This is a genomic window from Streptomyces sp. NPDC087428 (assembly GCF_044744085.1).
In the GTDB taxonomy this organism is placed as follows: Bacteria; Actinomycetota; Actinomycetes; order Streptomycetales; family Streptomycetaceae; genus Streptomyces.
Genome location: NZ_JBIUXR010000011.1, coordinates 162655 through 189277 on the forward strand (window position 1 = coordinate 162655; position 26623 = coordinate 189277).

At 71.4% G+C, this 26623-nt stretch carries 28 protein-coding genes, 1 pseudogene and 1 riboswitch; of the genes and pseudogenes, 15 read left to right on the forward strand and 14 right to left on the reverse strand.

What is annotated here, in order from left to right; translation table 11 throughout:
• Positions 1 to 26: 26 nt before the first annotated feature.
• Entirely contained in the window at positions 27 to 1307 is a 1281-nt protein-coding gene (locus tag ACIO3R_RS24360; protein ID WP_402108631.1) for a cytochrome P450, read from the reverse strand.
• A 394-nt stretch (positions 1308 to 1701) separates the two neighbouring features.
• Here ACIO3R_RS24360 and ACIO3R_RS24365 point away from each other — a divergent pair, with 394 nt between their 5' ends.
• Positions 1702 to 1929 (forward strand): hypothetical protein, encoded by a 228-nt coding sequence (locus ACIO3R_RS24365; RefSeq protein WP_030921856.1) that lies wholly within the window; start codon positions 1702 to 1704, stop codon positions 1927 to 1929.
• The gene (locus tag ACIO3R_RS24370) at positions 1926 to 2297 is read left to right on the forward strand and encodes a fic family toxin-antitoxin system, toxin component (protein WP_363023666.1); all 372 of its coding nucleotides are present in this window, start codon (positions 1926 to 1928) and stop codon (positions 2295 to 2297) included. The genes ACIO3R_RS24365 and ACIO3R_RS24370 overlap by 4 nt, the downstream gene beginning before the upstream one ends.
• 35 nt (positions 2298 to 2332) lie before the next feature.
• Here the strand turns inward: ACIO3R_RS24370 and ACIO3R_RS24375 are convergent, their stop codons facing one another.
• The 4 genes from ACIO3R_RS24375 to bioB all read right to left on the reverse strand — a co-directional run bounded on the left by ACIO3R_RS24375 (position 2333) and on the right by bioB (position 6342).
• Positions 2333 to 3046 (reverse strand): class I SAM-dependent methyltransferase, encoded by a 714-nt coding sequence (locus ACIO3R_RS24375; protein ID WP_385041139.1) that lies wholly within the window; start codon positions 3044 to 3046, stop codon positions 2333 to 2335.
• 114 nt (positions 3047 to 3160) lie between these two features.
• Complete coding sequence (bioD, locus tag ACIO3R_RS24380) at positions 3161 to 3850, reverse strand: dethiobiotin synthase (protein WP_402108634.1); 690 nt, start codon at positions 3848 to 3850, stop codon at positions 3161 to 3163.
• A gap of 1 nt (position 3851) precedes the next feature.
• On the reverse strand, positions 3852 to 5156 hold the full coding sequence (locus tag ACIO3R_RS24385) for an adenosylmethionine--8-amino-7-oxononanoate transaminase (RefSeq protein WP_402108636.1): 1305 nt from the start codon (positions 5154 to 5156) through the stop codon (positions 3852 to 3854).
• Complete coding sequence (gene bioB, locus ACIO3R_RS24390) at positions 5149 to 6342, reverse strand: biotin synthase BioB (RefSeq protein WP_385041130.1); 1194 nt, start codon at positions 6340 to 6342, stop codon at positions 5149 to 5151. The genes ACIO3R_RS24385 and bioB overlap by 8 nt, the downstream gene beginning before the upstream one ends.
• Before the next feature lie 142 nt (positions 6343 to 6484).
• Between bioB and ACIO3R_RS24395 the strand changes: the two genes are divergently transcribed.
• Entirely contained in the window at positions 6485 to 7627 is a 1143-nt protein-coding gene (locus ACIO3R_RS24395; protein WP_402108639.1) for an 8-amino-7-oxononanoate synthase, read from the forward strand.
• Positions 7628 to 7672: 45 nt separating this feature from the next.
• Here ACIO3R_RS24395 and ACIO3R_RS24400 read toward each other — a convergent pair whose 3' ends face one another.
• Together ACIO3R_RS24400 and ACIO3R_RS24405 are read right to left on the reverse strand one after the other, a co-directional pair.
• Entirely contained in the window at positions 7673 to 7879 is a 207-nt protein-coding gene (locus ACIO3R_RS24400; protein WP_385040477.1) for a DUF397 domain-containing protein, read from the reverse strand.
• A gap of 25 nt (positions 7880 to 7904) precedes the next feature.
• Positions 7905 to 8765 carry a helix-turn-helix domain-containing protein gene (locus tag ACIO3R_RS24405; protein WP_402108642.1) on the reverse strand — a complete coding sequence of 287 codons (861 nt, stop codon included), beginning with the start codon at positions 8763 to 8765 and terminating at the stop codon, positions 7905 to 7907.
• A 205-nt stretch (positions 8766 to 8970) separates the two neighbouring features.
• Here ACIO3R_RS24405 and ACIO3R_RS24410 point away from each other — a divergent pair, with 205 nt between their 5' ends.
• Complete coding sequence (locus tag ACIO3R_RS24410; RefSeq protein ID WP_363023679.1) at positions 8971 to 9402, forward strand: ATP-binding protein; 432 nt, start codon at positions 8971 to 8973, stop codon at positions 9400 to 9402.
• Positions 9403 to 9427: 25 nt separating this feature from the next.
• Here ACIO3R_RS24410 and ACIO3R_RS24415 read toward each other — a convergent pair whose 3' ends face one another.
• Positions 9428 to 10345, reverse strand: coding sequence for a LysR family transcriptional regulator (locus ACIO3R_RS24415; protein WP_402108644.1), 918 nt, complete (start codon positions 10343 to 10345; stop codon positions 9428 to 9430).
• A 72-nt stretch (positions 10346 to 10417) separates the two neighbouring features.
• On the opposite strand from ACIO3R_RS24415, the gene ACIO3R_RS24420 reads away from it, so the two are divergent.
• Positions 10418 to 11071 (forward strand): LysE family translocator, encoded by a 654-nt coding sequence (locus ACIO3R_RS24420; protein WP_385347251.1) that lies wholly within the window; start codon positions 10418 to 10420, stop codon positions 11069 to 11071.
• Between the two features lie 34 nt (positions 11072 to 11105).
• Here ACIO3R_RS24420 and ACIO3R_RS24425 read toward each other — a convergent pair whose 3' ends face one another.
• The 3 genes and pseudogenes from ACIO3R_RS24425 to ACIO3R_RS24435 all read right to left on the reverse strand — a co-directional run bounded on the left by ACIO3R_RS24425 (position 11106) and on the right by ACIO3R_RS24435 (position 13035).
• Positions 11106 to 11579, reverse strand: a complete 474-nt coding sequence (locus ACIO3R_RS24425; RefSeq protein WP_385040463.1) for a C40 family peptidase — start codon at positions 11577 to 11579, stop codon at positions 11106 to 11108.
• 3 nt (positions 11580 to 11582) lie between these two features.
• Positions 11583 to 11779, reverse strand: a riboswitch (cyclic di-AMP (ydaO/yuaA leader).
• Between the two features lie 305 nt (positions 11780 to 12084).
• Positions 12085 to 12393, reverse strand: a complete 309-nt coding sequence (locus tag ACIO3R_RS24430) for a hypothetical protein (RefSeq protein WP_402108648.1) — start codon at positions 12391 to 12393, stop codon at positions 12085 to 12087.
• 7 nt (positions 12394 to 12400) lie between these two features.
• Positions 12401 to 13035: pseudogene (locus tag ACIO3R_RS24435) on the reverse strand (ATP-dependent Clp protease proteolytic subunit).
• A gap of 559 nt (positions 13036 to 13594) precedes the next feature.
• Between ACIO3R_RS24435 and ACIO3R_RS24440 the strand changes: the two are divergent.
• The 3 genes from ACIO3R_RS24440 (at position 13595) to ACIO3R_RS24450 (ending at position 18186) form a co-directional block, all read left to right on the forward strand.
• Positions 13595 to 15067, forward strand: a complete 1473-nt coding sequence (locus ACIO3R_RS24440; RefSeq protein WP_402108876.1) for an FG-GAP and VCBS repeat-containing protein — start codon at positions 13595 to 13597, stop codon at positions 15065 to 15067.
• Positions 15068 to 15723: 656 nt separating this feature from the next.
• On the forward strand, positions 15724 to 17682 hold the full coding sequence (locus tag ACIO3R_RS24445; protein ID WP_402108651.1) for a hypothetical protein: 1959 nt from the start codon (positions 15724 to 15726) through the stop codon (positions 17680 to 17682).
• A 219-nt stretch (positions 17683 to 17901) separates the two neighbouring features.
• A complete protein-coding gene (locus tag ACIO3R_RS24450) occupies positions 17902 to 18186 on the forward strand; it encodes a type II toxin-antitoxin system Phd/YefM family antitoxin (protein ID WP_385040453.1) in 285 nt (94 codons plus the stop codon).
• A gap of 66 nt (positions 18187 to 18252) precedes the next feature.
• Here ACIO3R_RS24450 and ACIO3R_RS24455 read toward each other — a convergent pair whose 3' ends face one another.
• Positions 18253 to 19242, reverse strand: coding sequence for an ABC transporter permease (locus ACIO3R_RS24455; RefSeq protein ID WP_402108653.1), 990 nt, complete (start codon positions 19240 to 19242; stop codon positions 18253 to 18255).
• Positions 19243 to 19350: 108 nt separating this feature from the next.
• Here ACIO3R_RS24455 and ACIO3R_RS24460 point away from each other — a divergent pair, with 108 nt between their 5' ends.
• From ACIO3R_RS24460 to ACIO3R_RS24490, 7 genes are all read left to right on the forward strand, one after another.
• A complete protein-coding gene (locus ACIO3R_RS24460; protein WP_385036589.1) occupies positions 19351 to 19980 on the forward strand; it encodes a TetR/AcrR family transcriptional regulator in 630 nt (209 codons plus the stop codon).
• Between the two features lie 138 nt (positions 19981 to 20118).
• The gene (locus tag ACIO3R_RS24465) at positions 20119 to 20421 is read left to right on the forward strand and encodes an urease subunit gamma (RefSeq protein WP_402108656.1); all 303 of its coding nucleotides are present in this window, start codon (positions 20119 to 20121) and stop codon (positions 20419 to 20421) included.
• Between the two features lie 10 nt (positions 20422 to 20431).
• Positions 20432 to 20743 carry an urease subunit beta gene (locus ACIO3R_RS24470; protein ID WP_385347263.1) on the forward strand — a complete coding sequence of 104 codons (312 nt, stop codon included), beginning with the start codon at positions 20432 to 20434 and terminating at the stop codon, positions 20741 to 20743.
• The gene (locus tag ACIO3R_RS24475; protein ID WP_385347264.1) at positions 20736 to 22457 is read left to right on the forward strand and encodes an urease subunit alpha; all 1722 of its coding nucleotides are present in this window, start codon (positions 20736 to 20738) and stop codon (positions 22455 to 22457) included. The genes ACIO3R_RS24470 and ACIO3R_RS24475 overlap by 8 nt, the downstream gene beginning before the upstream one ends.
• Positions 22458 to 22470: 13 nt before the next feature.
• On the forward strand, positions 22471 to 23133 hold the full coding sequence (locus ACIO3R_RS24480; RefSeq protein ID WP_385036592.1) for an urease accessory protein UreF: 663 nt from the start codon (positions 22471 to 22473) through the stop codon (positions 23131 to 23133).
• 67 nt (positions 23134 to 23200) lie between these two features.
• Entirely contained in the window at positions 23201 to 23878 is a 678-nt protein-coding gene (gene ureG, locus ACIO3R_RS24485) for an urease accessory protein UreG (protein WP_385347266.1), read from the forward strand.
• Complete coding sequence (locus ACIO3R_RS24490) at positions 23875 to 24645, forward strand: urease accessory protein UreD (RefSeq protein WP_402108661.1); 771 nt, start codon at positions 23875 to 23877, stop codon at positions 24643 to 24645. Before ureG ends, ACIO3R_RS24490 begins: the two co-directional genes overlap by 4 nt.
• A gap of 8 nt (positions 24646 to 24653) precedes the next feature.
• Here the strand turns inward: ACIO3R_RS24490 and ACIO3R_RS24495 are convergent, their stop codons facing one another.
• On the reverse strand, positions 24654 to 25703 hold the full coding sequence (locus tag ACIO3R_RS24495) for an NAD-dependent epimerase/dehydratase family protein (protein ID WP_402108664.1): 1050 nt from the start codon (positions 25701 to 25703) through the stop codon (positions 24654 to 24656).
• Between the two features lie 64 nt (positions 25704 to 25767).
• Positions 25768 to 26481 carry a lysophospholipid acyltransferase family protein gene (locus tag ACIO3R_RS24500; RefSeq protein WP_385036596.1) on the reverse strand — a complete coding sequence of 238 codons (714 nt, stop codon included), beginning with the start codon at positions 26479 to 26481 and terminating at the stop codon, positions 25768 to 25770.
• Positions 26482 to 26623: the final 142 nt, after the last annotated feature.

The window sequence follows — 26623 nt, forward strand, 5'->3', positions numbered from 1 at the left end:
GCGCCCCGGGTGGCCCCGCACGGGCCTCAGTTCAGGTGCACGGGCAGCGACTCGATGCCGTAGACGATCGACAGCTTGCGGAACGCGAGGTCCTCCGGTGGCACAGCGAGCCGCATACCGGGAAACCGCCGGGCCAGGGCCGGGTAGGCGGAGCGCAGTTCCATCCGTGCCAGTTCGGCGCCTATGCACCGGTGGATGCCGTGGCCGAAGGCGAGATGCCCCGTGGGGGTGGTGCGGAACGGGTCGAAGCGGCCGTCGTCCGTGACGTAGGACTCGTCCCGGTTGGCACCGCTCAGGGAGCAGAGCACCATGTCCCCGCGCGGAATGACGACCCCGGCTATCTCGATGTCCCGCCGGGCGAACCGGGGGAAGGCGATCTGTACGGCGGAGAGGTAGCGCAGCACCTCCTCGACGAACGGGACGGTCATGGTGTCGTCCGTACCGAGCCGAGTGAGGACGTCCTCGTTCTGGAGCAGTACGAGGGAGCCGAGTGCGATCGTGCTGGCTGTCGTCTCGAACCCGCCGGTGAGTACGCCGTCGGCGAGGCCGGCGAGTTCCTCGTCGTCGACGCTGTCGCCGTGCTCCCGCACGATCATGCCGAGCAGGCCGTCGCCCGGCTTCTTCCGCTGCGCCCCGACGACCTCCCTGAAGTAGTCCAGTGATGCTGACATGGCGCCGAAGGGCGCGGTCGTTCCCCCGAAGAGATCGAAGCGGTCCATGGCCAACTGCTGGAAGTCGTCGCGGTCCTTGTACGGCACGCCGAGCAGTTCGCAGATGGTGAGGGAGGGGATGGGCAGCGCGAACTCGTGGACGAGGTCGACCGGGCCCCGCACGGCCTCCACCGCGTCGAGGCGCTCCTCGACGATGGCATCGATCCTGGGAGCCAGGCGGCGGAGCCGGCGCATCGTGAACTCAGGGGTGAGGATGCGGCGCAGCCGCGTGTGCACGGGCGGATCGCTGAACCCGAGTCCGCCGGGACTCTGTGCGGCGGCTATCCCGGCATTCGTGGCCAGATGGGCGAAGTCCGTGCTGAATCCTTCGGCGAATCCGAGTACTGCCTTCGATTCCTCGTAGCCGGTGACCACCCAGGCGTCCATACCGAACGGCAGCGAGACCTTGGACACCGGAGCGTCCGTCCGCGTGCGGGCCAGTTGCCGGACCGGATCCAGGCCGTCCCTGCGCAGCAGCATCAGCAGATCCTCGGGCAGCAGCCTGATCGTGGAGGACCCGATTCCGTGCTTCTGAATCCTGGCCAGATAGCTGCGACCGAACCTGGCGGTGATACGAGAACGGAACGTCGTACTCAATGTGCACTCCATGAGTCGTCGCGGGATCTGGACGTGTGGCACGCATGCGACGCCGGACCAGGGCCCTGGTCCGGCCACGCTGACGTCGCCTGCCTGACCTGGAATTATGACTACTTGTTCTGACGAGGGGGAGATCGGGTGGGGTATCCGTCGGTCACCCTTCGACGGTAGGCGCGCGGGGACGCCGACGCCTGCTCCCGGGGGCCCGCGGGGATGAGTTCAGCCCGGCCCGCGCGGACAGGTCCGGCAGCCTGCGGAGATGCGCCGGGCGGGCTGGGACGCGCCCCCCTCGGCCTGGCTCCGCCGAGTGCGATCCGGCTTCCGCCAGGGGGTCCGGGGGCGTCCGCGCCCGTTCCCCTTGCCGATGCTAGCGATCCCGCGCTAGCGTGATGGCGTGCCCAAGACCCAGCTGAACGTTCGAGTGGACGAGGCCACCGCCGAGGCCGCGCGGCAGCGCGCGCTCCAGAGGGGGATGAGCGTGAACCGCTACATAGAAGAGCTCGTCAAACAGGATGCCGGCGAGGTCGGTCACACCTTCGTCGAAGCAGCCGCCGACTTCATGAAGCAGTACGAATCGGTGTTCGCCGAGGAGTTCGGCCCGGAGCGCAAAGGTACCCGTTGAATCTCCGGATCCATCTTTCCTGGCTGCTCATGGTCGCGGAGCACAAGACGCCCGGCGACCCGCAGGTCACCGACTGGGGCGCACTCGTCGCCGCCGTCGCCCGGCACGAGGCGGAGATCTTCGGCAGCCCCGTGTACAGCGACCCGCACTCCCGGGCCGCTTCCCTGCTGCAGTTGCTGTTGCACGTGCCCGCGCTGGAACGGTCCAACGCGATGTTCGCCTCCGCCGTGGCCTACGGCTACCTCGTCGCGTCGGGGCTGAAGGTCATCACCTCGCCCGAGCAGGTGCGCGACCTGGCGCTGCTGGTCAAGGAGGGCAAGGCGGACGTCCGTGCCATCGCCGACGAACTACGCCAGTGGAGCCTCTGAGCGGCTGACCGCCCCCTCCCCGTGACCGCACGTGCTCAGCGGGCCGCGGCCCGCCCCGGCCCCTCCGGCCCTTCTGTCTTCGCGTCGGACCGTCGCGCCACGCCCAGCACGCAGGCGGACGTGGGGAGCCGGACACCGCTCTCGGGAACGCGGACGCCCCGATGCGTCTCCACCACGAACCCGGCCGCCTCGATCGCGGCCAGCGCGTCACGTGAGGTGTGACAGCCGCCGGTGAGCAGCGGCCACAAGCTGGCGTCCAGCACGCGCTGCGTGGTGGCCATGGCCCTGTCGTCGGCCCGCACGTGTTCGAAGAAGCGCAGCTCACCGCCCGGTCGCAGGACCCGCCGGGCCTCCGCGAGAGACCGCCGCACATCCCGTACGGTGCACAGCACCAAGGAGAGGACCGCGGCGTCGAACGTCTCGTCCTCCACTGGCAGTGCCTCCGCCGTACCCGGCATGACATCCACCGGGATTCCGGCGCCGAGCGCGGACCGTATCGCCAACTGCCGCAGCGTGCGCTCCGGTTCGATCGCCACCACCTCGGAGACCGTCGGCGGGTAGTGGGTGAAGTTGAGCCCGTTGCCCGCCCCGATCTCGATGACCCGCCCGGTGAGCCCGGACAGCAGTTCCTTCCGGATCCCGGCGAGGCCCGCGGTGGTCTCCGCGGCCACACTCATCCGGGCATAGTAGCGGGCGAAGACGGGATGGTGTACCGCGTCCTTAGGACTCCTCGTGTTCCGCAACCGCATGACGGACCTCCTCCATGACAGATCTCCGACAGATCTTTCGCATGATGCGGTATGACGCGCTCTCAGCCCGGCCTCTCAGCCCAGAGTGTCAGCGCGGCCTCCCAGCCCAGCGGGTCAGTCCGCCGGACGGACCCCGCCCAACTGTGCGGCCAGCCAGCTCCCGGCGCGCGCACGGAACTCCGCCGGCCGCAGCGATCCCGCGCCCGCCGGGACCACGCCCAGCAGCGGTGCCCCCGCGGCCACCGGGAGGTCCGTCAGATTGCAGCGCTCCGCCAGATCCGGTTCGGCGGGCATGCTGCCGACCACCACCCCGAGGCAGTCGAGTCCGCGGGCGCGCAGGGCCTCCGCGGTCAGGGCCGTGGAGTTGAGCGTGCCGAGTCCGGCGGGCGCCACCACCAGGACCGGTGCGGAAAGCAGCCGGGCCGCGTCCGCCAGGGTGGCCCCGTCGTCGTCGAAACGTACGAGCAGCCCGCCCGCGCCCTCGACCAGGACGAGATCGTGTTCGGCCGCCAGCTTCGCGGCTGCCTCGGCCACCTCGTACGGCCGCACCGGCGCGAGGCCGGCCCGTCTGGCGGCTGTGGCGGGTGCCAACGGCTCGGGGAAACGGGCCAGTTCGACGGCCGTCACATGGCTGCCGGCCAGCCGCACGACCTCCGCGGCGTCGCCCGGCTCGCCGGGCCGCAGACCCGTCTGGGCCGGTTTGAGCACGGCCACGCGGCGGCCCGCCGAGGCCGCCGCCACGGCCGCGGTCACGATCGTCTTGCCGATCTCCGTGCCCGTACCCGTCACTACCAGAACGCTCATCTCAGCCCTCCCGCGCCGCCGCGCACACCGCGCGGCAGATCCGCGCCACGTCGTCGTCGCCGGTCACGTAGGGTGGCATGGTATAGACGAGATCGCGGAACGGCCGCAACCACACTCCCTCGCGCACCGCCGCGCCGGTCGCGGCCGCCATGTCCACCTCGTGATCGAGCTGTACGACGCCGATGGCACCCAGCACCCGCACGTCCCGCACCCCGGGCAGGCCGGACGCGGCGGACAGTCCGTCGCGCAGACCCGCTTCGATCCGCTTGACCTCCTGTTCCCAGTCCTGGCCGAGCAGCAGGTCGATGGAGGCGCAGGCGACCGCAGAGGCGAGCGGATTGCCCATGAACGTGGGGCCGTGGGCGAGCACCGGCACCTCGCCGCGCGAGATGCCCTCGGCCACCGCGGTCGTGCACAGCGTCGCGGCCATCGTCAGATAGCCGCCGGTGAGGGCCTTGCCCACGCACATCACATCGGGTGACACCCCGGCGTGTTCCGCGGCGAAGAGCTTTCCCGTACGGCCGAATCCGGTGGCGATCTCGTCGAACACCAGCAGCACGCCGGACGCGTCGCACGCCTCGCGCAGCACGCGCAGCCAGCCCGGCGAGTGGAACCGCATCCCGCCGGCCCCCTGCACCACCGGCTCCACGATCACCGCGGCCAGCTCGTCGGCGTGGTGCGCGATCAGGTCCCGCAGATGCGTCGCGTACGCGGCGTTCGGCTCCGTGTCGAAACCGGCCGGGGGCTCGTCCGCGAAGACCTGCTGCGGCAGCGCCCCCGACCACAGCTCGTGCATCCCGCCCTCGGGGTCGCACACCGACATGGGCTGCCAGGTGTCCCCGTGGTAACCGCCGCGCCAGGTCAGCAGCCGCTGCTTCGCCGGCCGTCCGGCCGAACGCCAGTACTGAAGGCACATCTTCACGGCGACCTCGACCGAGACCGAGCCGGAGTCGGCGAGGAAGACGTGCTGCAGGGGTTCCGGCGTGATCTCGACCAGCCGGGCCGCCAGCCGCACGGCGGGCTCATGGGTGAGCCCGCCGAACATCACATGGCTCATCCGGTCCAGCTGGCCGCGGGCCGCCTCGTTGAGCACGGGATGGTTGTAGCCGTGCACGGCCGACCACCAGGACGACATGCCGTCGACCAGCTCGCGGTGTCCCTGGGCCGGTTCGGCGAGCCGGAGCCGTACCCCGGACGCGGACTCCACGACCAGCGGCTCCTGCCGGCCCGGCATCGGGCCGTACGGGTGCCAGACGTGGGCCCGGTCCAGGGCGCGCAGATCCGCGGGGGAGAGCGGCTCAGGCATTGGGTGCGAGATCCGTCCCCGCGCCGCGACGGCGGACCGCCACCAGATCCGTGCGTGCCGCCGAGGCCTCCACGGGTTCCGCGGGAGCGGCCTGCGCCTCCGCCCCGTCGCCGCAGGGCGCGCAGCCGCCGGAGTGCGAACCGCACTCGTCCGCGTGCGAACCGCAGCCGCCTCCCGCATCCGCGCGGTGCCGGGGGAGCGTGGTCGTACCCGCACCCTCGACCTCGAAACCGGCGTCCGCGATCATGTCGAGGTCGGTCTGTCCGGCCTGGCCCTCGCTCGTCAGATAGTCGCCCAGGAAGATCGAGTTGACCAGGTGCAGGGCGAGCGGCTGCATCGAGCGCAGATGCACCTCACGCCCGCCCGCGAGCCGTACCTCCACGTCCGGGCAGACGAACCGCACCATCGCCAGGATCCGCAGGCAGCGCTGCGGAGTCAGGTTCCACTCCTTGGCGAGCGGCGTCCCCTCGAACGGGATGAGGAAGTTGACCGGCACCGAGTCGGGGTCCAGCTCGCGCAGCGCGAACACGACGTCGACCAGGTCGGAGTCGCTCTCACCCATTCCGGCGATCAGCCCCGAGCAGGCGGAGAGACCCGCCGCCTGTGCCTGGTGGACCGTCTCCACCCGGTCCGCGTAGGTATGGGTGGTGGTGATCTCCCCGTACGTCCCCTCGGACGTGTTGAGGTTGTGGTTGTACGCGTCGGCCCCGGCCGACCGCAGCCGGCCGGCCTGCCCGTCGGAGAGCAGCCCGAGGCAGGCGCAGACCTCGACGCCCTCGTTCTGCTCCTTGATCGCCTCGATGGTCTGCGACACCCGGTCCACGTCCCGGTCGGTCGGACCCCGGCCGCTGGCCACCAGACAGACGCGCTTGGCGCCGCCCGCCACCCCGGCGGCGGCCGCCTTCGACGCCTCGTCGGGCTTCAGCCAGGTGTACTTGAGGATCTCGGCCTTGGAACCCAGCCGCTGCGAACAGTACGAGCAGTCCTCGGGGCAGAGCCCCGACTTCAGATTGACCAGATAGTTCAGCTTCACGCGCCGCCCGAACCACTGGCGGCGTACCTTTCCGGCCGCGGCCACCACGTCGAGCAGATCGTCGTCCGGGGTCGCCAGTACGGCGAGCGCTTCTTCACGGGTCGGCAGCTCGCGCCGCAGCCCCTTGTCCGCCAGCGTGTTCAGGAGGTCCATGGCGATGATCCTGACGCACGGCACGCCTCGTAGCCAAGGAAGAACCGGACAACAGAGAGGCACGAGGGTGTGTGCATGGCCACACCCTGCCCGGCTTCGCCCCCGGTTAAGGTCTGTGAGTTGCCTACAAAAGGGACCGCCCATGGCCTTCGCCCCGTTCGACTGGATCGACGACGAGGCGCGCCGCCGTGCGGACTCCGGACTCGTCCGGACGCTCCGGCCCCGGCCCGCCGAGACGGAACTGCTGGACCTCGCGAGCAACGACTACCTCGGCCTGACCAGGCACCCGGAGGTGACCGCGGCAGCGGCCGACGCGGCCCACCGCTGGGGTGCGGGGGCCACTGGATCCCGGCTGGTCACCGGTTCCACCGTGCTGCACGCCGAACTCGAACGGGAACTGGCTGATTTCTGCGGTTTCGAAGCGGCCCTCGTCCTGTCCTCCGGTTACGCGGCCAACCTCGCGGCCCTCACCGCCCTCACCGGGCGGGGTTCCCTGATCGTGTCGGACGCGGGCAATCACGCCTCGATCGTCGACGGCTGCCGGCTCTCCCGGGCCGAGACCGCCGTCGTGCCGCACGCCGACCCCGACGCCGCGCGCAAGAGCCTGCACGCGCACGACGGCAGGGCGCTGGCGGTCACCGACTCGGTCTTCTCCGTCGACGGCGACGCCGCGCCGCTGGCCGCACTGGCGGAGGTCTGCCGGGACGAGGGCGCCGCGCTGCTCGTCGACGACGCGCACGGTCTGGGGGTGCTCGGGGAGGGCGGTCGCGGCGCGGTCGCGGGCGCCGGCCTCGCGGGCGGCGACGGGGTCGTCGCCACGCTCACCCTCTCCAAGTCCCTGGGCAGCCAGGGCGGCGCGGTCCTCGGCCCCGCCCGTGTCATCGACCACCTGGTCAACACCGCGCGTACGTTCATCTTCGACACCGGACTCGCCCCGGCCGCCGCCGGCGCCGCGCTCGGCAGCCTGCGGCTGCTGCGCCGCGAACCGGAACGGGCGGGCCGGGCCCGTGCGGTGGCCACCGCGCTGTACGGACAGCTGACCGCGGCCGGTCTGGCCGCCGTGCGGCCCGACGCGGCCGTGGTCTCGGTACGCGCGCCGTCGGCCGACGCCGCGGTCAGCTGGGCGGCCGACTGCCGTACGGCCGGTATGGCGGTCGGGTGCTTCCGGCCGCCCTCGGTCCCGGACGGCATCTCCCGGCTGCGGCTGACGGCACGCGCCGACCTGACGGACGAGCAGATCGCGACCGCGGTCGCGATCGTACGGCGGACCGCTCCGGACGCCTGAGACGGCACCGCCGTCGTCCGGCGCCGTGACCGGTCCGCCGCCGCGTCACCGGACCGAGCCGATGCTCAGACCGGAGACGAAGGAGGTCCAGGCCGCCGACGAGAACTGGAGCGGTGGCCTGGACACGTCCTTGGAGTCGCGCACGGCCAGCCGCCTGCTGCCGAACGGCGCGGCTTCCACGCAGTTGTTCATTCCCGTGCTGCGGCTGCTGCGCCGCCAACGTAACGCGTGCTGTGCGAGGCAATCCGACATGACGCCCCCCTCGGGCAGTCCGTAGTTACCGACCGGCGCGGTCGATCGCGGCGATCAGGTCCAACGAGTGCTCCGGCGACAGCGCGTGCGCCTGCAGAGTGCGGAAGGCCGAGCTGTACGCCTCGAGGTCTTCTTTCCGCTCCAGGTAGAGGCTACTCGTCAAATGGTCAAGAACGACCACATCCAGATCAGAAGTGCTCGGAAATGAGAAGATAACGAAAGGTCCGGTGAGGCCGACATAGCCGCCGACCGTGAAGGGCAGCAACTGAAGTTGCACATGGGGAAGTTGAGCCAGCCGCACGAGATGGCGCAATTGCTCCCTCATCACCCGCGGGCCGCCGACCGCACGCCTCAGCACCGCCTCGTCGAGCACCGCGCTCAGCCTCAGCGGCGGATCGCTCCGGAGCACCCCCTGCCGCGCCAGCCGCACCTCCACCAGCGAGTCCAGCTGGCCGGCCGGCAGCCCGTCCAGCGCGGCCCGGGTCACCGCCCGTGCGTAGTCGGCGGTCTGCAACAGGCCCGGCACCACCGAGGTCTCCAGCGTCCGGGCGGTGCGTGCCTGTGACTCCAGGCTGATGAAGTCGCGGTACTGGGGCGGGATGAGGCCGCGGTAGGCATGCCACCAGCCCGCGCCACCCCCGCCCGCCGAACCGGCGAGCGCCTTCAGGACATCCCGCAACTGCGGGTCGTCCACGGCGTACGCGTCCAGCAGCCGGGTGACGTCCGCCGGCCGCACCCCGCTGACACCTGTCTCGATCCGGCTCACCTTCGACTGGTGCCACCCGAGCAGTTGCGCGGCGTCCCGGCTGGTGAGTCCGGATGTATGGCGCAGACTCCGCAGCTCCTCCCCGAGCTTGCGGCGTCGCACCGCAGGACCGTGCTGCATGTGGTGCCTCCCTCCCACTCCCTGCCGAGCGGACAGTGTGCCGCTCCCGTACCGCATCCAGCGAGGAGTTCACCGCTTTGAGCGACAGATATATGCATATCTTGGTGGATCGTCGTTACAGAGGGCAGCATCAGTGGCAATCTGGCGCGAAGCACAGCACGGACCGATCGCGGGTCGGTTCCGGGTGGGAAAGGGGCGGCCGGCCATGGCGGACCATCAAGAGGCAAGCGTCACTCTGCCGAGCGAGCCGGTCTCGGTCTCCGCGGCCCGGAGGTATGTGGCCAGGGTGCTGGCCGAATGGGGACTGTCCGACGGGAACGAGGCCGCGGACACCATCCGGCTGATCGTCTCGGAGCTCGCGACCAACGCGGTCCAGCACACATTCGGCCAGTCGCCCACGTTCACCGTGGACCTACGGCTGGAGCGCGAGGAACAGCTGTACCTCGGAGTGACGGACAGTCACCCCCGCTGGCCCCAGCGACTGCCCGCCGCCGTCCAGCAGGACAACGGGCGCGGCATGGTGATCATCCGCTCCCTGGCCAAGGAGTACGGTGGCCGGCTGACCGTCACACCCACCGCCGACGGCGGCAAGACCGTCTGGATCACCCTCCCCTGGAACGTCCCCGTCCAGGGCTGACCGGACCGGTGCCCCGCAGCCCGGGTCACTGCGGCACGGCGGCCCGGCCGAATCCGCTGCGCAGCAGGGCCCGCAGGGTCGCCGCCGCGGCGCTCGACCGGTCACCGCGGTGTACCACCGAGATCGTGCGGCGGAACGCGGCGGGCTCCAGCCTCCGCACGGAGAGCGGCGTCGGCGACATCGCCGCGACCATCTCGGGAACCACCGCGATCCCGATGCCCGCGCTGACCAGGGCGCACACCAGCGCGTACCCGGGCGACTCGCAGACCACCGCGGGCAGGGCGCCCGCCTCGGCCAGCGCGTTCTCCACCCCGCGCCGCGGCGGATGCGTGGGCGCGCTGCTGATCAGCGGCCGGCCCGCCAGGTCCGTCACCGGAAGCCGCCCGCTGCCGTCGGCCAGGACCTGCCCGACGGCGGTGATCAGCACCAGTTCCTCGACCAGCAGCGGCTCGGCGCTGACGCCCGAGGGCAGCGGCGTCGCGGCGGCCGGTTCGTACGCGTGCGTCAGCGCCAGATCGACCTCGCCCGCCGCCACCGCCGCGACGCCGCCCGGCGGCTCGTACTCCGTGACGACCAGCTCCACGTCCGGATGTGCCCGGCGGAAGGCGCTCAGCACGGGAGGCAGCAGATGGATGCCGGCCGTGGTGAAGGTGCCGACCCGCAGCCGTCCGCCGGAGAGCCCGGCCAGGCGGGCCAGCTCGTGGCGGGCCTGGTCCATCTCGTCCAGGACCCGCCTGGCCCGGCCGGCGAGCAGCTCGCCCGCGGCCGTGAGACGGGCTCCTCGATGGTGCCGGACCAGCAGCGCGGCACCGGCCTCCCGCTCCAGCTTGGCGAGCTGCTGGGAGAGCGCGGGAGCGGTGTAGCCCAGGCGGGCGGCGGCCCGGGTGATCGAACCGGCCTCGGCGACGGCCACCAGCGCCGCGAGCCGTGTCGGGTCGTACATTAAGCATTCCTTTTGGCAGACCCACAAGATTGCAAGTACATGCTAAAGGCCGTTCGGGTCCAGGGTGGAGCCATGGACGCCCAACTGACCGCCTTCCTCGGAGTCGCCGCCGCCATGGTCGCGCTGCCCGGAGCGGATTTCACCGTCGTCGTACGCAACGCTCTCGCCTCGCGGTCGGCGGGGGTGGCGACCGCGCTCGGCGTCGCCGGGGGCCTGCTCGTCCACACCGCGCTCGCCGTCGCCGGACTGGCCGCCGTACTGGTGGCGGTCCCGGTGCTCTTCCGCACGGTTCAGCTCCTCGGCGGGGCGTACGTGCTCTACCTGGGCATCAGCGCGCTGCGCACCGCCCTGCGCCGCGACGGGCGGGCGCACGCCGCCGAAGCCGCGGGGGACCGGCCGGACAGCGGGCAGGCCGTCATCGGGACGCGACGCGCACTGCGCCAGGGCTTCCTGACCAACGCCCTGAACCCCAAGGCGCCGGTGCTCTTCCTCAGCCTGCTTCCGCAGTTCGTCCCCGCCGGCGCCGACCCGCTGCCCAGGACGCTGCTGCTGGCCGCGATCGTCGTGCTGCTCGCACTGGTCTGGTTCCCGGCCGTGGCGCTCCTGGTGGACCGCCTTGGCCGGTGGCTGCGCCGGCCGCGCACCGCCCGCGCGATCGAGGGCGGCAGCGGCGCGGCACTCACCGCACTCGGGGCTGTGCTGGTGACCGGCACCCTGTTGCGCTGATCTCAGGTGCGGATCCGGTGGCGGGGCGGAGACGTCAGCGGACCCGCCCGTAGTAGACGCTCTTCGTCCAGATCCTCTCCAGCCGGACCACGGCGCCCGTCTTCGGCGAGTGCCAGATCTTGCCGCTGCCCGCGTAGATGCCCACGTGGAACACGCTGCGGCCGGAGTGGAAGAAGACCAGATCGCCGCGTTGCCGCTTCGAGGCCGAGATGTGGCGGGTCTTGTTGTACTGCTGCTGGGCCGTGCGCGGGAGATTCTTGCCCGCCTTCTTGAACGAGTACAGCGTCAGCCCTGAACAGTCGAAACGGCTGGGGCCGCTTGCGCCCCACCGGTACGGCGATCCCTTCTTCGACGCGGCGATGTTGAGCGCCTTCATCGAATGAGTGGCGGCCTGGGCGTCGGTCACGGCGCCGGGGACGAACAGCGTGCCGCCGACAGCGGCGAGAGTCATGGCCGAGGCCGTCGCGGCCCGGCCGAGCAGAGACGGGACATGAACCTGCGCACTCATGCGCAACCCTTCGTCAGCCGCCTGTGAAGGATGACCTGTCGGGTTCGGGCTGGCGAAGTTGCCCGGCCGCACAAGGCGGCTTCACCCCGAGGGACAACCGGAGGTCCGGTCGGCCCGTTGTGCTCGGGTCCTCCACTCCTGCCGATCCACTCCTGTCGACCAGGCATCCGGACAGCGGCAGGACTCGGCGTCCGCCCGGACCGCCCCGCCGCGGTGGCGGGGGCTTGTCGTCCCAGGGATCTTGACTCACCGAACGCCGGATTTCCGAGGTGAAACGGTGATATGTGAGGCTCGTCACGACTGAGCTGTTCGGGTGGACAGGAGGCCTTTCGGGGAGGTGCCGGAGGTCCCCCGCCGGTGCCGTACCAGCGGCGGAACGGGAGATTTCACCCATAGCCCATCTCGAAAGCGCAAGTTGAGCTGTCCCTCGTGCGAGGTATCACCTACGCCGAACGAGCGAGAGAATTCGGTCCACCCGTCGGGCGTGTCGGCGCAGGTGAGTTGATCAACTCGTGTGGGCCGGCGGCACGGTGACCCGCCCGGCGCGACGCTCGCCGTCCAGTACCCGTAGCGCCCGCGCCAACGTGGCGGAGTGGATCCGGGCCTCACCCCGCTCATGCATCAACGCGAGCGCGTCCCGCAGCGCCGCGGCGTGCGAGGCGAGTGCCTGGGCGGCGCGCAGGGCCCGGTAGGTGTCGTCGGCGCGGGCCGGATTGATCCGGCCCACCTGGTCGACGACTTGCAGATAGCGGTCGATGAACTCGCCCTCCGCGCGGGTCAGGGCGGGCAGCGGCGGGAACTCCGGTGGCTGCATCGGGGGTTCACCGGGCGACGGGCGGCGGCACGGGCCCCCGGCTCTGCACGATGTGGTCGATCAGTCCATAGGTCTTGGCGCCCTCGGCGTCGAGGATGAGATCGCGCTCGGTGTCGGTGGTGACCTGTTCGGCGGAGCGGCCGGTGTGACGGACCAGCATGCCCGTCAGCGTCTCGCGCATCCTGGCCAGTTCCCGGGCCTCGATCTCCAGATCGGACGGCTGCCCCTGCACGGGTTCGGCGAGTTCCGGCTGCTGCAGCACGACCCGTGCGCGCCGGGCAGCGCGTGCCGTCGGCCGGGGGCTCCCGCGGCCAGCAGTACGGCCGCTGCGGCGCCCGCCTGGCCGAGGCAGAAGGTCTCCACCTCGCAGGTGAGGAACGCCATCGCGTCGTAGACGGCGGTCATGGCTGCGAACGAGCCGCCGGGGGAGTTGATGTAGAGCTGGATGGGCCGGTCGGGTTCGTTGTGTTCCAGGTACATGAACTGGGCGACCAGGTCGTTGGCCGCGACATCGTCGACCTGGGTGCCCAGAAAGACGACGCGTTCGGCCAGCAGCTTGGAGTACGGGTCGAGCGTGCGGGTCCCCTGGGACGTGCGCTCGGTGAACTCGGGCAGTACGTAGCGGGCGGCGGGGCGGTGCATGGCGAAGACCTCTCCTCCGGGGCGCGCAGGGGTCCGTGAGGGCGCCTGCGCACGCTTCTGCAAAAAATGTACAGGACGTACAGAAGCTTGTGATGGGAGTACATGGTGCTGGACCTCTCGGATTTGGTGGTGTGTTGAGGCCCTCTTCGGCGGCCGACAGGGAAACGGGGTGTCGAGGCCACCGGAGAGGGGGCTACGGCCTGTCGTCCAACTGCCGTCGTCACGCGGAGGGCGCGGCTCCTTGATGCCGAGTCGCTTTCTGGCTTGGGTGAACCCGCACATCGCCGATGTGGCCGACCGCGCGGTTCAGGGCCTGCATGAGGCCGGCAAGATTCTGGGCGTCCTGCGCGGCAACGCGGGGAGCGACGGTCCGGCCCAGCGGCACCAAGCCGAGGCGTCTACCGGCCCCGCCCGACTCCCTTGCCCCCCAGTCGAGTTCACCATCCGTACACGGGGCAACCTTCTGAGTGTCGCGGGTGTCTCCTATGCGAGCCCTCACCCCTCGTACGCCGCTGGCTCCGCGTACGCGACCAAGGAGAACTTCGTGGGCATTCGCACCATGCTGGCCATAGCCGTCTGTGCTGCCACGGCGTTGTCCGGCGGCGCGGCCGTCGCAGCTCCCGGCGGCACGCCCGCGGGTACGGCCGGAGGCACAGCAGCTACCACCGTGCGCGAGGACTTCAACGGGGACGGCTATCAGGACCTCGCGGTCGCCGCCCCCGCCGCCCCGGTGGCCGGCCATTCCTGGGCCGGCTACATCACCGTCAGCTACGGCTCGGCCAAGGGCCTGACGACGGCGAACACCACGGTCATCGATCAGAACACCCCGGGCGTGCCGGGGGTGCCCGGGGACGACCACGGCTTCGGCTACCGGATGTTCGCCGAGGACCTCGACCACGACGGGCTGACCGACCTCGCCCTGGTCACCCACGAATCGTTCCTGTTCGAAGGCTCCGCCATCAACGGCTCCGTCATCGTGCTGTGGGGCCGCACCGGCGGCATCACCGGGCAGGGCGCGGTCCGTATACCGGCTTCGAGCGACACTCAGGTGGGGGACAACCTCACCGCCGGTGACTTCGACGGCGACGGGACGACGGACCTGATGATGCTTCACGGCGACGACGGGGATTTCCGCAACGTGCTCTACGGGCCGTTCACCCGGGCCGGGGCGCCCGCCCGCGAGCAGCGGATCAACATGTTCAGCACGGACAACACCATGTCGGACACCGCGGCCGGTGACTTCAACGGCGACGGCATCGACGACCTGTGCACGTTCTACGTGTACGAGAACCACGCCGAGGGCGGCAAGCTGTGGCTGGGCACCCCCAAGGGCCTGTCCACGAAGTCCACCCCGCTCCCCGGCGCCGCGGCCACGGCGGTCGGTGACTTCGACAAGGACGGCAAGGACGACCTCGCCACCCGGGTGATCCCGAACGGCATCACGGAGGACCTGCCCACGGACCCGGGAACCGTCAAGATCTACTACGGTTCCGCGTCCGGGCCGAGCACCACCCGGACCAGGACGATCACCCAGGACACCTCGGGCGTGCCCGGGGCGAGCGAGAAGGGTGACCAGTTCGGCGCCCGTCTCGGGGCGGGTGACGTGAACGGCGACGGGTACGCCGATCTGGCCGTGGGGGTGCCCTTCGAGGCCATCGAGTCGGTCAAGGGAGCGGGCGCGGTGGTGCTGCTGAAGGGCGGCGCGGGTGGTCTGAGCGGCACCGGCGCGAAGTCGTTCCACCAGGACACGAGCGGCATGCCCGGGGTGGCGGAGAGCGGTGACCACTTCGGCGGCTCGGTCCGGCTGCTCGACATCACCGGCGACGGCAAGGCGGATCTGGCGGCCGGCGCCCCCGACGAGAACCTCGGCGCGGTCGCGGACGGTGGTGCGGTGTGGTCGCTGCGCGGCGCCGCCGCCGGCCTGACCACGACGGGCGCCTTCGCGTTCAACCCGGTCGACCTGGGCGCCCTCGTGCCGGGAGCCCGGTTCGGTCTGGACCTGTCCAACGACAACGGGCCGAACATCGGCTGACGGGCAGCGGATCGCTGCCGCCGGCCGGTGGCAGCGACGAGAGGAGGCCTTCCGGAATCCGGACCAGGCCCGGCCCGTCCGGTGACCGGATTCGGCACGCCGGTCACGTACCGCACGACTTCCGCAGAGGCCCGATGCCGTCCGGGTCTCTGCGGGAGGCTCTTCTCGACACCATCTCCGACGGGGAGTTCCACGCGCCGGTTTTCCGGGCAGCGCACATCCTCTGAGTGCGGTTCGGCACCCCCGGGCCTTCGGCCCGAGCCGGGGAGGAGAGTTCGTAGCGCCGGGCAGCCACCCGGCGGGCGCGGTGACTACCGGGATTCCGGCTCGTTCTTGCTGGGGCCGGCGGGTCCTGTGCGGCGTGGGGAGTAGCGTGCGCGCATCGGGACTCCGGGGTACCAGGTGCTGGATTCTGTGCGCGGTGGTGTCCGGTTGTCCGCCCTGCAGATACGCGTGTGGTCGAGCCCGCGACGAGTGTGGCGTGCCCGCGAGGGTCGTCAGGGCCGAGGTCTGCGACGGGGGTAAAAACGCGTGACGAGGCGGAGTCCGCGGCGGCCGACGCCGCCGCTGTCCGTAACGGGGTCAGCGGCGGTTCGCAGGGCACCCTGTACCAGGGCCGGGACTTCACATGGATCGAAGGAGGCTCCCACATCCATGTGCGGTCCGCGGAGGAGCTGATCCCGGAGGGTGCCTGGTCGGACTGCCCGTATCTGGGACTGGCGCCTTTCCTCCAGCGGCACGAGCGGGTGTTCTACGGCCGCGACGCGGTGGCCGAGCGGCTGGTCGAACGGCTGATGACGCGACTGCCCCGAGGCATGCTGGTGGTGGTGGGAGCCTCGGGAGCGGGAAAATCGTCGCTGCTCCAGGCCGGGATGTTACCGCTCCTGGCACGCGGTGAGCTGGGGCGCTGGCCGGTGCTGAGCATGACTCCCAAAGGGCAGCCGCTGTGGAAACGGGCCCACGGGCTGGCCGATCTGGCCGGAGTGGACGTGACGTCGGTGCACCGCTCGCTGCGGGACGCACCCCGGACCGCGCCTCAACTGATCGAGCAGGTGAACCGCGCGACCCGCACCGGCACAGACCTGGCTGCGGGGATCGGCACGGGCCCCGGTGGGGGTGGGCCGGCGCCCCGGCTGGTGCTGGTGATCGATCAGCTGGAGGAACTGTTCACGCTCGCCCAGGAGAGCGAACACGGCCGGGAGGAGCGCGCCGCGTTCCTCCCGGCGCTACGAGCGGCGACGGTCCCGGCCGAGCCGGGCGGAGCACCGGCCGCGATGGTGGTGGCAGCAGTCCGGGGTGACTTCCTGGACCAGGCGCTGCGCTTCCCGCTGCTGGCCGAGGCGATCGACGCCGAGGTATTCGCGATCACACCGATGAGCGAGGCGGAGCTGCGGTCCGCGGTCACGGGCCCGGCCGCCGAAGCGGGCCGTGGTGTCGACGAAGCGGTCGTCGACGCGGTCGTGGCAGAGGTGCGCTCCGGCGACCCGGCCACGGAGGGCTTCGGAGCGGGAGTGCTGCCCCTGGTCTCCCAGGTGATGTACGCCGCATGGGAGCAGCGCGAACCCGGCGGGGAACTGGGCCTGCGGGCCTACCGGCGCGGCGGCGGGACCACCGACGCGGTCAACCGCAGCGCCCAGACCCTCTACGGGACCCTGCCCCCCGAACGGCAGACGACCGCGGGTGTGGTGTTCACGCTGTTGACGATCGTGGCCCCCGACGGGCGGCTGGCGCGCCGCCGCCTGAGCGTCGCGCAGCTCCGGGCGGCGTGCACCGCGGACGCGGCCGAGGTGGACGCGGTGGTCGCGGCGTTTGCCGCGGACCGGCTCCTGGTCACCGACGGCACCGGCGTCGAGATCGCCCACGACGTGCTGCTGACCTCCTGGCACCAGCTCACCGCGTGGCTGGAGGGCGACCGCCTGGACCGGGCTCTGCACAGCCAACTGCTGACCGACACCACCGCCTGGCTCGACCACGACAAGCACAAGGCGTACCTGTACCCGGCCGCCCGGCTGGCCGAGGCCCGCGCCGCGGCCGACCGCTGGACAGCCGACCCCGAGCGCTATCCACAGCCCACCGCCGACGCGGCGGAGTTCCTCCGGACCGGCCACCGCACAGCCCGCCGCGGCACCCGCATCCGCCGCACCTTCCTCGCCTTGCTGGCAGCTCTGACCGCCACCGCGATCACCCTGGCCGCCATCGCCTCCCTCGCGGCCACCGAAGCCTCCCAGCAACACGCCGTCGCACTCTCCCGCCAACTCGCCGCGGAGAGCCTCAGTATCAGCACCGCCCACCCCGTCACCGCCCGCCGCCTCGCCGCCGCGGCCTGGCGCGCCCTCCCCACGAGCCAAGCACGCGACGCCATGGCCCAACTCCTCGATGATCAGGAGCGAAACGGCATACTGCCCGCATTTCCCGACCCCGTGACCGGGGTGGTGTTCAGCCCGGACGGGAATCTCCTCGCCGCCACCAACGACGACGGCACGGTCTACCTCGCCAAGGTGCGGTCGTTCAAGGACTTGTATGCCGCACTGTGCTCAGACGTAGGAGCACCCACGTCAGACGAGTGGGGGCAACACGTGTCCGGCGAACCGTCAACCGATGCCTGTACGTCTTGAACAGCCCGACTCCTGAGGCCCGTACCCGCCATGCCGACTGGCGCCCCAGCTCGTAGGCGCGCCAGGATCCGGGGCGACCAGCAGGCTCCACTTCTCACCTCGTCTCACGCATCTCTCACAACCGAGTGGGCACGGGGGCAGCAGAAAGCCTCTGACCTGGACATTCGCGATCGCTCTGTACCACAGCGGACCAGGTGGCCGTTGCATAAGCTAGGGAGCATGGCCTACGAGATTCCGGTGACGCAAGCCCGAGCTGAGCTCGCCGAACTGATCAACCGTGTCGTCTACGGCGGTGAGCGGGTGGTCGTGACGCGGCACGGCAAGCCGCTCGTGGCGTTCGTGTCGGCCGCTGACCTGGAGCGACTTGAGGACGAGGAGGCGGCGGAGCAGGAGCAGGTGATCAGCTCGGTCTCCTCGATCGGCTCTTCGCCGGCCGCTCCCGGCGAACGGCACCGCTTCGGAATCGCCGCGGAGCACCGGCGGCAGCACGATCCGGGGAACTGACACGGGAACGCCGTGTACCCCCGCCCGCGGAGGGCGGGGGTACACGGCGTGTCCTGGCGGGAGGTGTCAGCCGGACAGCGCGGGGTGGCGCTCGGGTTCGGTGGCGGATTCCGTGGTCGCGGTCTTGCGGCGGCCGCCGATGAGCACCGCGGCCAGCCCCAGGGCGGCCCACAGGGTGAGGGCCAGGAGTGCCCGGCCCGCCGCGTTGCCGTCGAAGAACGCGACGGACCGCAGCAGTGATCCGCCCGCGCCCGGCGGCAGCCACTGGCCCAGCGTGCCGACCGGCCGGGGGAGCAGTTCGGGTGCGCTGGTGACGCCCGAGAAGGGGTTGCCCACCAGCACCATCAGCAACGACCCCAGCCCGACGCCCGCCGTGCCGATCAACGCGGCGAGCCCGGCCACCGTCGCACCGATCGCGAGCACCGTGAGACCGAACGCGCCCGCCTCGCTCCACCAGCCGCCGGTCATCACCCCGAGCCAGCTGTCCGTGAGTGCGGCGGACACCATGCCCACGAGGGCGGCGACCCCGAGCAGGGCCGTGACCGCCCGGCCGCCGCGCAGGCCCAGCAGGGTCACCGCGGCGCCGGCGGCCACGCCCGCGATCGCCAGGGGCAGGATGCTCGCTCCGAGGACGCTGCCGCGCGGATCCGCGGCCGGCGCCGCCACCACGTCCGTGACCGGGACCGCGATGCCGTCCGGGGCCTGGGCGGTGACCGCGTCGTGCAGCAGCTGGGCGACGACCGGGCTCGCCGCGGACGCGGTCAGCAGCTCGGGGCCCTTCGCGGTCACCGCCACCGCGCCGTATACGGAGCGGTGCTCGATAGCGGTACGGGCGGCGGTCCCGGAGTCGTAGCGGTGGATCTCGAAGGCGCCGTCGTGCTCTTCGAGCCGTTCCTGGAGCTGATCGGCGGCCGGTCCGGAGCCGATGACGCCGACGGGCAGCTCGCGCGGTGCCATCCGGGCGGCGGGCCAGGCGAAGGCCCAGAGGGCGAGGGCCACCACGGTGGGCACCAGGAGGACGACCGCCACCAGGCGACGGTTGGGGGCAGCGGGCATGACGGGCGCCTCGATTCAAAGAGAATGATCGTTCGTTTTACGTGAGGCCCCACTGTCCCGCCGAATTCGGAAGCTTGTCAAGAAAGAACGTTCGTTTTACATTGGGGTATGGCTCGTGTATCCCAGGAACACCTCGACGCCCGCCGCCGGCAGATCCTCGACGGCGCCGCGCGCTGCTTCGCCCGCGACGGGTTCCACGGCACCTCGATGCAGGACGTGCTCAAGGAGGTCGGGCTGTCGGCCGGTGCGGTCTACCGCTATTTCAGCGGCAAGGAGGATCTGATCGCGGCCATCGCCGGGGAGGCGGTCGGGGGTGTCCGACAGGCGTTTGAGCGGGCGGCGAAGGTCAGCCCGCCGCCCACGCCTGATGTGCTGATCGGCCGCGTGGTGCGCACCCTCTTCGCCGAAGGCGTGGACGGCGGGCGCGGGCTGGACCGGCGGGCGTACGCCGGGCTCATCGTGCAGGTGTGGTCCGAGACCCTGCGCAGCGAGCGGCTGGCGGCCACCCTGACCGAGGCGTACGACGGGCTGCGGGCGTCCTGGTCCGAGCTGGTCGGGCTGTACCGGGAGCGGGGCGTGCTCACCGCCGATGTGCCGGACGAGCAGGTCGTCCGCACGCTGATCGCCACCGCCCAGGGATTCATCGTCCAGACCGCCCTGTTCGGTGACCTCGGCCCCGAGACCCTGGAGGGCGGGCTGCGGGGGCTCATGTCCATGGATGTGCAAAAGATCAGTTAACGCGTCGGAAAAACTTCGGCTCTAACGTGCAATACCTCGCCGCGTGACACCGGTTCGACGTTCAACAGTCTGTTGAGGGCGGCTAGTGTCGCGCTGCGCCCAGGGCCGGTACTGGGCGGACGACTGTGAGGTGGACACGTGCAACTGACCCCGCACGAGCAGGAACGTCTGCTCATTCACGTAGCCGCGGATGTGGCGGAGAAGCGCCGCGCCCGCGGACTGCGGCTCAACCACCCGGAAGCGGTGGCCCTCATCACCTCCTATCTGATGGAGGGTGCCCGCGACGGCCGCACCGTCACGGAACTGATGGCGTCCGGGCGCAAGGTGCTCAGCCGCGACGACGTCATGGACGGCATAGCCGAGATGATCCATGACGTGCAGGTCGAGGCGACCTTCCCGGACGGCACCAAGCTCGTCACCGTCCACGACCCGATCGTCTGACGGGCCGCCGATGACTCCGGGCGAGATCCTGTACGCGGACGGGCCGGTGCCGCTCAACGCGGGGCGGCCCATGACGCGCCTCACCGTGCTCAACGCAGCCGACCGGCCGGTCCAGGTCGGCTCGCACTACCACTTCGCCGAGGCCAACCCCGGCCTGGAGTTCGACCGGACGGCGGCCCGCGGTCTGCGGCTGAACATCGCCGCCGGAACCGCCGTCCGCTTCGAGCCCGGCATACCCGTCGACATCGAACTCGTCCCCCTGGCCGGCCGGCGGATCGTCCCGGGCCTGCGCGGCGAGACCGGAGGTGCTCTCGATGACTGAACTCCATCGCGCCGTGTACGCGGACCTGTTCGGTCCCACCACCGGCGACCGGATCCGTCTCGCCGACACCGATCTGCTCGTGGAGATCGAGGAGGACCGCAGTGGCGGACCCGGACTCGCGGGCGACGAGGCGGTGTTCGGGGGCGGCAAGGTGATCCGTGAGTCCATGGGCCAGGCCCGCACCACCCGCGCGGAGGGCGCCCCCGACACGGTCGTCACCGGCGCCGTCATCATCGACCACTGGGGCATCGTCAAGGCGGACATCGGCATCCGCGACGGCCGGATCACCGGCATCGGCAAGGCCGGCAACCCGGACACCATGGACGGCGTCCATCCGGAGCTGGTCATCGGCCCGGAGACCGAAATCATCGCGGGCAACGGGAAGTTCATCACCGCGGGCGCCATCGACGCGCATGTGCACTTCATCTCGCCGACCCTCATGGACCAGGCACTCTCCTCCGGCATCACCACCCTCGTCGGCGGCGGCACCGGCCCGGCCGAGGGCACCAAGGCCACCACCATCACCCCGGGCCCCTGGCACCTGGCCCGGATGTTCGCGGCGCTGGAGGCGTACCCCCTCAACATCGGCCTGCTCGGCAAGGGCAACACCATGTCCCGTGACGCCATGCACTCCCAACTGCGGGCAGGTGCACTCGGCTTCAAGATCCACGAGGACTGGGGGGCGACGCCGGCCGTCATCGACGCCTGCCTCGGTGTCTGCGAGGAGACCGGCGCCCAGCTCGCCATCCACACCGACACGCTGAACGAGGCCGGGTTCGTCGCCGACACCCTGGCCGCCATCGCGGGGCGCTCCATCCACGCTTACCACACCGAGGGGGCGGGCGGCGGGCACGCGCCCGACATCATCAGTGTCGTCTCTGAGCCGTACGTCCTGCCCAGTTCCACCAACCCGACCCGGCCGCACACCGTCAACACCATCGAGGAACACCTCGACATGCTGATGGTCTGCCATCACCTCAACCCGGCCGTACCGGAGGACCTCGCCTTCGCCGAATCGCGGATCCGGCCCTCCACCATCGCGGCGGAGGACATCCTCCACGACCTCGGCGCCATCTCGATCATCTCGTCCGACTCCCAGGCCATGGGCCGCATCGGTGAGGTCGTCCTGCGCACCTGGCAGACCGCGCACGTGATGAAGAGGCGCCGCGGCGCGCTGCCGGGTGACGGGCGCGCGGACAACCACCGAGTCCGTCGCTATGTCGCCAAATACACCATCAATCCCGCGGTGGCCCAGGGCCTCGACCAGGAGATCGGCTCCGTCGAGACCGGCAAGCTCGCCGATCTGGTGCTGTGGGAACCGGCGTTCTTCGGAGTGAAGCCGCAGACCGTCATCAAGGGCGGCCAGATCGCTTACGCGCAGATGGGTGACGCCAACGCCTCCATACCCACTCCGCAGCCCGTTCTGCCCCGGCCCATGTTCGGCGCCGTCGGCCGGGCACCGGCCGCCAACTCGTTCAACTTCGTGGCAGCGGCGGCCATCGAGGACGGCCTGCCCGAGCGGCTCGCACTCGGAAAGCGGTTCGTCCCGATCACCAGCACCCGCGGGGTCGGCAAGGCCGACATGCGCGAGAACGACGCGCTGCCGCGGGTCGACGTCGACCCCGACAGCTTCGCGGTGACCATCGACGGCGAACGGGTCGAACCGGACCCCGCCTCCGAACTCCCCATGGCCCAGCGCTACTTCCTCTTCTGAGAGCGGTCACCTGATGAGCCGTGCAGCCCTGCTCGTCCTGGCCGACGGCCGGTTCCCCGCCGGCGGCCACGCCCACTCCGGTGGCGCCGAACCGGCCGTCGGGGCAGGACGCATCCGCAACGCAGAAGACCTCGCCGACTTCTGCCGGGGCCGCCTCCACACCACCGGGCTCACCGCTGCGGCGCTCGCCGCGGCGGCCGCCCACGGGCACGACCCGCTCGCCCTCGACGAGGCCGCCGACGCCCGCACGCCCTCACCGGCGCTGCGCGCGGTCGCGCGCAGGCTCGGCCGCCAGCTGATGCGGGCAGCCCGTGCGACGTGGCCCAGCGGCGAACTCGACGCGCTCGCGCGGGACCGCCCGCGCGGCGCCCATCAGCCCGTCGTGCTGGGCCTCACCGCCCGCGCGGCAGGGCTCGGGCCCGAGGACGCCGCGCACTGCGCCGCGTACGAAGCGGTGAGCGGACCGGCCACGGCGGTCGTCCGGCTGCTCTCCCTCAACCCGTTCGACGCCACCGCGGTCCTCGCCCGGCTCGCCCCCGACCTCGACCACGTCGCCGGACTGGCGGCCGCCGCCGCCCGCGGCGGCATCGACGAACTGCCCGCCGCGTCGGCCCCGCTGCTCGACATCACCGCCGAGGCCCACGCCGCCTGGCCGGTCCGGCTGTTCGCCTCATAACCCCGCTCCGCAACCACTCCGTCCCGCAGACCCGCTCGTTGCCCCGACACAGCACAGGAGCCGCACCATGCACCTCGACCACTCCCACCCCGGCCCGGCCGCGGTCGGTGCCGACGCCGCACGCCCCGACGGCACCCGGCGGGCCCTGCGCATCGGGCTCGGCGGACCGGTCGGCTCCGGCAAGACCGCCACCGTGGCCGCACTCTGCCGCACCCTGCGCGACGAGCTGTCCCTCGCGGTCGTCACCAACGACATCTACACCCGCGAGGACGCCGCGTTCCTCCTGCGCAACGCGGTACTGCCGCCCGAGCGGATCCAGGCCGTCGAGACCGGAGCCTGCCCGCACACCGCCATCCGCGACGACATATCCGCCAACCTCGAAGCCGTCGAGGACCTGGAGGACGCGGTGGGGCCGCTCGACCTCATCCTCGTCGAATCCGGCGGCGACAACCTCACGGCCACCTTCTCCAAGGGGCTCGTCGACGCCCAGATCTTCATCATCGACGTGGCCGGCGGTGACGACATCCCGCGCAAGGGCGGGCCCGGCGTCACCACCTCCGACCTGCTCGTGATCAACAAGACCGATCTGGCCCCCTACGTCGGCTCCGACCTCGGCCGGATGGCGCGCGACGCCGCACAGCAGCGGGGCGAACTGCCCGTCCTGCTCACCTCGCTCACCTCCGGCGAGGGTGTCGGACCCGTCGCCGCCTGGGTACGGGGGCAGCTCGCCTCCTGGAACGCATGAGCGTCCGGGCCACCGCCCGCATCACCGCCGTACGCGACAGCCGGGGCGCCATGTCGCTGCCCGTCCTGGAGAGCGAGGGGCCGCTCGCCCTGCGGCGGACCAGGTCCGTGTCACCCGGGTCGGTCCGTGTCACCGTCGTCGGCGCGATGAGCGGACCGCTCGGCGGTGACCGGCTCGCCATCGAGGCGCGGGCCGAGCCCGGAGCCCGGCTCACCGTCGACTCGGCGGCGGCCACCGTCGCCCTGCCCGGCCCCGGGCCGGAGTCCGGACCCGCCCACTACGAGGTACGGCTCATGGCGGGGGAGGGGGCGGCACTCGACTGGCTGCCGGAACAGCTCATCTCCGCCCACGGCAGCGAACTCGACATGCGGACCACCGCCGAACTCGCCTCCACCGCACGGCTGGTGCTGCGCGAGGAGCAGATCCTCGGCCGCCACGGGGAGAGCCCCGGCACCCTTCTCAGCAGGCTCACCGTCCGCCGTGCCGGGCGCCCGCTCCTGGACCAGCAGGTGGCGTACGGGCCCGGCGCCCCCGGCGGCTGGGACGGCCCGGCCGTGCTCGGCGGTCATCGGGCCGTCGGCCAACTGCTCGTCGTGGAGCCGTCATTCGACGACAAGGCTCCGGAGAGCGGGCTGCTGGGGCCGACCGCCGTGCTCACCCGCCTCGCCGGACCCGCCGTGCTGGTGACGGCGGTGGCCGCCGACGCGAGGGAGCTGCGGGCCGTGCTGGACCGTGCGCACGACGAGCTGACGGCCGCGGCCGGCTGAACCCCGTGTCACCCCGTCCGGTCGTACCGCTCCAGCCAGGCGTCCTCCGCCGCGTAGTCGAAGAGCCCCGTGCCGTACGACCGCGCCATGGCGGGGTAGGCGTCCGTCCAGTCACGTCCCGCCAGGTGCGCGGTGATCCACTCGACGGATTCCGGGAGCGACTCGGCATAGCCCGTCACCGGCCGGTAGCCGAGCTCGCGTTCGGCGGCCGTCGTGTCGTACACGATGGGATGCGGGGCTCCCCAGGGCGACAGACCGACGCCGTCGGGCGCGGCGGCGCCCGGCATCAGCACGGTCTCCGTCTCCCGCCCCAGCACCGCGTCGACCGCCTCGCCGATCTCCGCGACCGTCGACGCCTGGGGGTCGGCGGCGTTGAGCACCCGGGAGCCGGGCCGCAGCGCGGCCAGCCGGATCAGTTCGGCGGCGTTGGCCGCGTGCAGCGGATGGAAGCGCGACTTTCCCCCGTACGCCAGCACGCGCCGGGCGCGGCCGTCCAGAGCGCGTTTCACGAAGTAGAGCTCGCGCGGTGAGCGGCAGTACGGACCGTGAACGGCGCCCGCCCGCAACAGGGTGACGGGCAGTGTGTCCCCCGCCGCGAGGAGATCCCGTTCCAGCTGGATCTTCCGCGTCACGTACGTGGCCTCGCCCGGTGGGACGGTGGACTGCGACTCCGGGATCGGTACCGGGTAGCACGGCGACCCGTCGGGTTCGCCCTGCGTATCGAAACTGCGGCCGCGGTCGTCCTCGTACACCGCACCGCTGGAGACGACCACGGCCGAGCCGATCCGGTCCGCGAGGTCCGTCAGCTGCCGGGCGTGCTGCCTCCCGTACGCCACCATGTCGACCAGTACGTCGCAGCCGTCACCGAGCGCCGCCGCGAGCGCTCCCTCCTTGTCGCGGTCCAGTGCCGCCGTGCGTACCCCCTCGTCCCAGCGGTCGTCACGGCCGCCGCCGCGCGAGGCCGCGGTCACCGTCCAGCCGTCCTCGACGAGTGAGCGCACCGCGGCCCGCCCGATCTGGCCCGTCGCTCCCAGCACCCATGCGTGTCCTTTGCTCATGCTCCGCACGCTAGGGCCGGTACGGGGCCCCGACCAGCGGGGTTCACGGACCGCGAATCCGCCCTCAGCGTCGGAGTTTCGGGAACTTTCCCGGACGTTCCTCCTGTTCGGCGGCCTTCACCTTGACCGCGTACTCGTCGACGTACTCCTGGCCGGAGAGGCCGAGGATCGCGTACATGATCTCGTCGGTGACCGCCCGGACCGCCGCCTTCTCGTTCTCCAGACCGGCGTAGCGGGAGAAGTCCAGCGGCCGGCCGAAGCGGATGGTGACCTGTTTGATGCGCGGTACGACCTTGCCGGGCGGCTGGATCTCGAATGTGCCGACCATGGCGCACGGCACCACCGGCACCTGTGCCCTGATCGCCATGACCGCGACCCCGACCTTGCCCTTGTAGAGCCGTCCGTCGTGCGAACGGGTGCCCTCCGGATAGATGCCCAGCAGCTCACCCTTGCTCAGCACGCCGAGCCCCTCGCGGATCGCCGCCTGCCCCGCCTCCTTGCCGGACCGGTCCACCGGGATCTGGCCGGCGCTCCGGAAGAACGCGGCGGTCAGCCGGCCCTTCACTCCGGGACCGGTGAAGTACTCGGCCTTCGCGAGGAAGGTGATGCGGCGTTTGATGATCGCTGGCATCAGGAAGTGGTCGGAGAAGGACAGATGATTACCGGCGACGATCGCCGCGCCGTCCGCCGGAATGTGCTCCGCGCCCTCGATGACGGGGCGGAAGAACAACCGCAGCAGCGGCCCCAGGACGACGTACTTGAGCAGGTAATAGAACACGGGGCGGCTCCCAGATCGGCCGGATCGGCTCCACAGCTGCGTTTTGCCAGGTCAGTGGAGACCTCAGCAGATGACACCTTATGTGCAGCCGTCGTCCCGTCTACCCGCCATCGGGCGGGTCGATGCCGCCGGGGTCCGTCCG

What these genes read in the sequence shown, in the direction of transcription:
- ACIO3R_RS24440 (WP_402108876.1), top strand. Translation starts at nt 13,595, where the DNA reads ATGCTGGCCATAGCCGTCTGTGCTGCCACGGCGTTGTCCGGCGGCGCG.
- ACIO3R_RS24490 (WP_402108661.1), top strand. Translation starts at nt 23,875, where the DNA reads ATGAGCGTCCGGGCCACCGCCCGCATCACCGCCGTACGCGACAGCCGG.
- bioB (WP_385041130.1), bottom strand. Translation starts at nt 6,342, where the DNA reads ATGGACCTCCTGAACACGCTGGCGGACAAGGGGCTGCGGCGCGAGCTG.
- ACIO3R_RS24455 (WP_402108653.1), bottom strand. Translation starts at nt 19,242, where the DNA reads ATGCCCGCTGCCCCCAACCGTCGCCTGGTGGCGGTCGTCCTCCTGGTG.
- ACIO3R_RS24420 (WP_385347251.1), top strand. Translation starts at nt 10,418, where the DNA reads ATGGACGCCCAACTGACCGCCTTCCTCGGAGTCGCCGCCGCCATGGTC.
- ACIO3R_RS24405 (WP_402108642.1), bottom strand. Translation starts at nt 8,765, where the DNA reads ATGCAGCACGGTCCTGCGGTGCGACGCCGCAAGCTCGGGGAGGAGCTG.
- ACIO3R_RS24475 (WP_385347264.1), top strand. Translation starts at nt 20,736, where the DNA reads ATGACTGAACTCCATCGCGCCGTGTACGCGGACCTGTTCGGTCCCACC.
- bioD (WP_402108634.1), bottom strand. Translation starts at nt 3,850, where the DNA reads ATGAGCGTTCTGGTAGTGACGGGTACGGGCACGGAGATCGGCAAGACG.
- ACIO3R_RS24430 (WP_402108648.1), bottom strand. Translation starts at nt 12,393, where the DNA reads ATGCAGCCACCGGAGTTCCCGCCGCTGCCCGCCCTGACCCGCGCGGAG.
- ACIO3R_RS24470 (WP_385347263.1), top strand. Translation starts at nt 20,432, where the DNA reads ATGACTCCGGGCGAGATCCTGTACGCGGACGGGCCGGTGCCGCTCAAC.
- ACIO3R_RS24385 (WP_402108636.1), bottom strand. Translation starts at nt 5,156, where the DNA reads ATGCCTGAGCCGCTCTCCCCCGCGGATCTGCGCGCCCTGGACCGGGCC.
- ACIO3R_RS24395 (WP_402108639.1), top strand. Translation starts at nt 6,485, where the DNA reads ATGGCCTTCGCCCCGTTCGACTGGATCGACGACGAGGCGCGCCGCCGT.
- ureG (WP_385347266.1), top strand. Translation starts at nt 23,201, where the DNA reads ATGCACCTCGACCACTCCCACCCCGGCCCGGCCGCGGTCGGTGCCGAC.
- ACIO3R_RS24410 (WP_363023679.1), top strand. Translation starts at nt 8,971, where the DNA reads ATGGCGGACCATCAAGAGGCAAGCGTCACTCTGCCGAGCGAGCCGGTC.
- ACIO3R_RS24425 (WP_385040463.1), bottom strand. Translation starts at nt 11,579, where the DNA reads ATGAGTGCGCAGGTTCATGTCCCGTCTCTGCTCGGCCGGGCCGCGACG.
- ACIO3R_RS24480 (WP_385036592.1), top strand. Translation starts at nt 22,471, where the DNA reads ATGAGCCGTGCAGCCCTGCTCGTCCTGGCCGACGGCCGGTTCCCCGCC.
- ACIO3R_RS24460 (WP_385036589.1), top strand. Translation starts at nt 19,351, where the DNA reads ATGGCTCGTGTATCCCAGGAACACCTCGACGCCCGCCGCCGGCAGATC.
- ACIO3R_RS24450 (WP_385040453.1), top strand. Translation starts at nt 17,902, where the DNA reads ATGGCCTACGAGATTCCGGTGACGCAAGCCCGAGCTGAGCTCGCCGAA.
- ACIO3R_RS24495 (WP_402108664.1), bottom strand. Translation starts at nt 25,703, where the DNA reads ATGAGCAAAGGACACGCATGGGTGCTGGGAGCGACGGGCCAGATCGGG.
- ACIO3R_RS24400 (WP_385040477.1), bottom strand. Translation starts at nt 7,879, where the DNA reads ATGTCGGATTGCCTCGCACAGCACGCGTTACGTTGGCGGCGCAGCAGC.
- ACIO3R_RS24375 (WP_385041139.1), bottom strand. Translation starts at nt 3,046, where the DNA reads ATGCGGTTGCGGAACACGAGGAGTCCTAAGGACGCGGTACACCATCCC.
- ACIO3R_RS24415 (WP_402108644.1), bottom strand. Translation starts at nt 10,345, where the DNA reads ATGTACGACCCGACACGGCTCGCGGCGCTGGTGGCCGTCGCCGAGGCC.